This window comes from Fulvivirga kasyanovii (genome assembly GCF_009711405.1).
In the GTDB taxonomy this organism is placed as follows: domain Bacteria; phylum Bacteroidota; class Bacteroidia; order Cytophagales; family Cyclobacteriaceae; genus Fulvivirga; species Fulvivirga kasyanovii.
Window position 1 is genome coordinate 1 of record NZ_SMLW01000273.1, and the last position, 3,823, is coordinate 3,823.

A 3,823-nucleotide genomic window follows, 5' to 3' on the forward strand; every position below is an offset into this window, starting at 1 on the left:
TGTGAAATAAATTTATAGAAATTTTAATATAACCAACTTCTTCAATCTAAGGCAGTTTCAATGGTTTTAATCAGCCGATCGTCTACTTTTACCGCCCATAAGCATCTGTTAAAGATAAAAACAAAATCTTTATTACAAAAGGAAGTATGCATGAAGAGTTGTTGGGCTAAATGCTGAAATTAACCGTATAATCGGGCTTGCAGATAATGACTATACGGCATCAGTAATATTCATCCGTCACAAATGACACCCCGGATAAAGTAAGTACCAGATGGAAATTTCCGGGGAGACGCAACTTTTCATCTACATATACTCCATAACATTTCTGATGTCCGGGCTTACAAAAGCTACCACAAACACCACCTCCTTCCCATATCGGTAGCCATTATAATGTGTGGAGTAAAATATGGGCGCTCCCTTTTCCCTCATCCATTTCAGGTCATTGAATACGGTACGTTTAGAGACATTTAGCCTGCTTGCCAGGGCAGCGGCATTGCCTGTTGCCCCGCTTCTTATAAGTTCATCTATGCGCTCAATACGGCTCAGAAAGTTCATTCCGGTAAATTGATTATCTAATTTATTATCTTGTTTATTTCTACTAACGCTTTCTCCATTTTGCGAACCAGTGCAATGCCATTGCTCACTGAGGCGTGCAACTGCTCCTCCTTCTCCCATCGCTCCAAGGTTACCACCTCACTTAGTGCCTCAAACCGTTTGTCAAACCGGATTTTTAATAGCAGCAGATGGTTTACTTCCCTGATCAACACTTCTTCGCTCTTCATCTATTTGGTGTCGTTATCAAATGAATGACAAATAATTTCATAATTTGCGTATGTTAACGGGGCTCATAATTGAAAGCATATACCCTCCAAACGGGAGGTTTTAAACCTTTTACTGCTCATTACGGTTGAAGAAGCAATACAAGACCATGCAAACAAACTGCATGGATATTGCATCTTTTTTTGATATATTGACCTCATGACTATAACATTAAAATTTGATATTAATTTTTAATATTATAAATAAACTTAAAAATTGGATAAGAAAAAATTTTCAGGAGAGAAAATTGCTTTTCACCGCGATAAGCTCAGGCTAAACCGTAAGGAGTTTATAGAAAAACTTAATGATCTGCTGGGCACCAAATACGGCACACAGGCGCTGTACTCCTGGGAGAAGGGTGTATCCATACCCCCTGCCGACATCGTACCTGCATTGGCCTATTTGCTGGAAATGAATATTCTCGAACTCTTCGGCATGGAAGCTTCTGATGCAGAGCAGGTAGCCCGGCACAACGAAGAGCTGACTGCGGAAGTGGAAAAACTGAGAAAAACCGTTGGCGCCCAGGAAGCAGAAATACAGCGGCTTACCGGCAAAGTTGAGGCATCGGAGTCATTCGTTGATAAGCTGATGGGCCAACTGAAGGGAAATAAAGATTAAAATCAATACACTCCTATGAGCTGAGCTTTTCTTTCAACTCTCTGGCCTGGATAAGAATGCTGCCCTCCTTTTTTCTTGCCTCGTAGGTACGTCTGTAAAAAATCACCACCCCGATTAAGGCAAGCAATAGTGCTGCTACTACATATAATAAAATCTGATCCCGCATCCGTAATTCACTTTCCAATTTCCATGTTGCAGCTTCAACTTGATATTGGAGATTTTCTGATTGCAACTTGTCTTGAAGCTCAATTAACTCTTCAGTAAAGATATCCTGAAGATGGTCATAGTACAAGGCACATTGCTCTTCTCCTGTCACCCGATACAGTTTTTCTAATTCTTTGCATGTAGAGTAATACTTTGATGACATTGTCATTGCTTTATCTTCCAAATATGAAAAGCTGGCTTCATAATATTTGATCATCAAACCAGGTGATTTTTGAGTGTTACCCAAATTTCCATAGACATATGAAAGCGTTCTATCCTCCACCTCATTTAAATCAAGTTCTAAGACCTCTTTAAAATACTTAGAAGCTTGAAGAGTATCTTTTTGACGCAAATAGGAATAACCCCTATTATTTAAGATTCTGGCACGAGTAACTATACTTGCATCTGATATATCCACCGAATCATAATATTTCCTAGCCACATCATAGTTTTCAATTGAGCTATGACAGATTCCCATATCATTGTAAATTCGTCCCACAAAATTACTTCGCAACTTTTTTGCTATACCTAAAGCTTTACGATAATTCATTAAAGCACTATCCGATTCATCAATATCAACAAATAGTTGCCCTATATTATAATGAGTATGCATAAGTCCAAGAGTATCCTGTTCCTGCTCTTTTAAGTGTAGTGCATCATAAAAATATTTTAATCCGGCGCTTTTAAAACCGCTTTCCTTATATATATTACCCAAATTCTCAACGACCCCAGCTAAATTATTGAAGTCACCCATTTCTCGATAGTGCTTTGCCGCCTCCATGTAGTTGATAACCGCATTAAAGAAATCGTCTTCCTTTTTTTGAAGGTAGGCAATAAGATAATACGAATTTGCCACCACTTGCTCATTTTCCTGCTGTAAAGCCAGGATATTTACCTTCGAAGCAAGCTCCAAATCCGATAACTCTACAGCTTCTTTATAAAGCTGATCAAGGTCTTGAGCATAGCAACAATTAAGGATAAAATACAATATCAGAAAAGAAATGTTTCGGGTCATTTTCATTGGTTTAAGGTCAAAATGGGGGCGATGTGTAAAGCAAATAAAAAAGGGAAAGCCTATTCCCTCTTTTTACTCTTAAACCTTACATGAAAATGGTTTTATAGATGTTGTAGCTTAATTGCCTTCCCGAGGTGGGTCTTCATTCCCTTCCCATCGTCATTCCCATCAACCGTTTCAAGATCCTGAGCGTCGTTACCGATCTTATTATGAAAAACGCCTTCATTAGGGAGTATTACAGGAAGTAGCCAGCAATAAACCCACAAGACAAATAGAGACAGCCAACATTTTCTTCATCACAGTGTTGTTTTAATTTTCTTTTAATAAATAGTTGTAAATCAGGAATTTACATCCACCAACACCGTACAGTTATTTGCATTACATCACACCTGACATATATACCGGTTTATTAATATCTAATTTCAGCTTAGTTTGGGTAAAAGTAAAAGATTGGCAATCCGGCCCAAAAAAATTGCATGTAAGGCGACTCCCTAAAGTTTATTTTTTAACCCACTACTGTGCTATTTAAGTTGGTTTCATTACATGAAGCTGCAAGGCAGCGCAGGTCACTTTTGAGGTTAAATCATTAGATTTATAGTATAAAGTTTAAGCGACAAACCGTTTGACACAATTCTAACTATAAAAGACTGATTCTTATAAAAGTACAATTGAAAAGCTCCTTCAAGGTTATGAAAGACATCAGACTAACACGTCAGATCAATTCAATTAAAATCAATATATAAAATTATTATTAAATTTTAAATTTATAAATAAAGTTTCTTATGTACCATATAGACATTAATTTTACTATTATCACTCTCTAATCCGGCTTTCCGGGGCACTAAGGGCACTGTGCAATTGACCTGCATGTATTATCCGGAGCAAAAGATAAACTCAATAAATTCATATAGAATATTAATTCGGTATTTCGTACATGTTTAATCACTTCAACAATACACATAATTTTGATTGATGATCAATTTAGGGTTTAATTGCCATTGATTTTTAGGTGGCCACCGGAATCCGGGTAATGGACGTAGCTCGATTAAGATATGTCCTTCACTATCTTTTAAACAATTAGAATAATGAAAAATTTAGATTTAAATGAGTTTGATGTACAAGAGTTAGGTATGCCGGAGACACTACAAATTGAAGGAGGTGGACCAA

General features: G+C 37.2%; 4 protein-coding genes. 1 reads left to right on the forward strand and 3 read right to left on the reverse strand.

Features of this window, described 5'->3' with window-relative positions; all coding sequences use genetic code 11:
• Positions 1 to 303 precede the first annotated feature (303 nt).
• Both E1163_RS01820 and E1163_RS01825 read right to left on the reverse strand, forming a co-directional pair.
• The gene (locus E1163_RS01820) at positions 304 to 555 is read right to left on the reverse strand and encodes a helix-turn-helix domain-containing protein (protein WP_155168868.1); all 252 of its coding nucleotides are present in this window, start codon (positions 553 to 555) and stop codon (positions 304 to 306) included.
• A gap of 17 nt (positions 556 to 572) precedes the next feature.
• Entirely contained in the window at positions 573 to 782 is a 210-nt protein-coding gene (locus E1163_RS01825) for a hypothetical protein (protein WP_155168869.1), read from the reverse strand.
• Between the two features lie 253 nt (positions 783 to 1,035).
• Here E1163_RS01825 and E1163_RS01830 point away from each other — a divergent pair, with 253 nt between their 5' ends.
• The gene (locus E1163_RS01830) at positions 1,036 to 1,437 is read left to right on the forward strand and encodes a helix-turn-helix domain-containing protein (RefSeq protein ID WP_155168871.1); all 402 of its coding nucleotides are present in this window, start codon (positions 1,036 to 1,038) and stop codon (positions 1,435 to 1,437) included.
• 13 nt (positions 1,438 to 1,450) lie between these two features.
• On the opposite strand, the gene E1163_RS01835 is transcribed toward E1163_RS01830, so the two are convergent.
• Positions 1,451 to 2,656: a tetratricopeptide repeat protein gene (locus tag E1163_RS01835; protein WP_185155918.1), complete on the reverse strand. Its 1,206-nt coding sequence runs from the start codon at positions 2,654 to 2,656 to the stop codon at positions 1,451 to 1,453.
• Positions 2,657 to 3,823 lie beyond the last annotated feature (1,167 nt).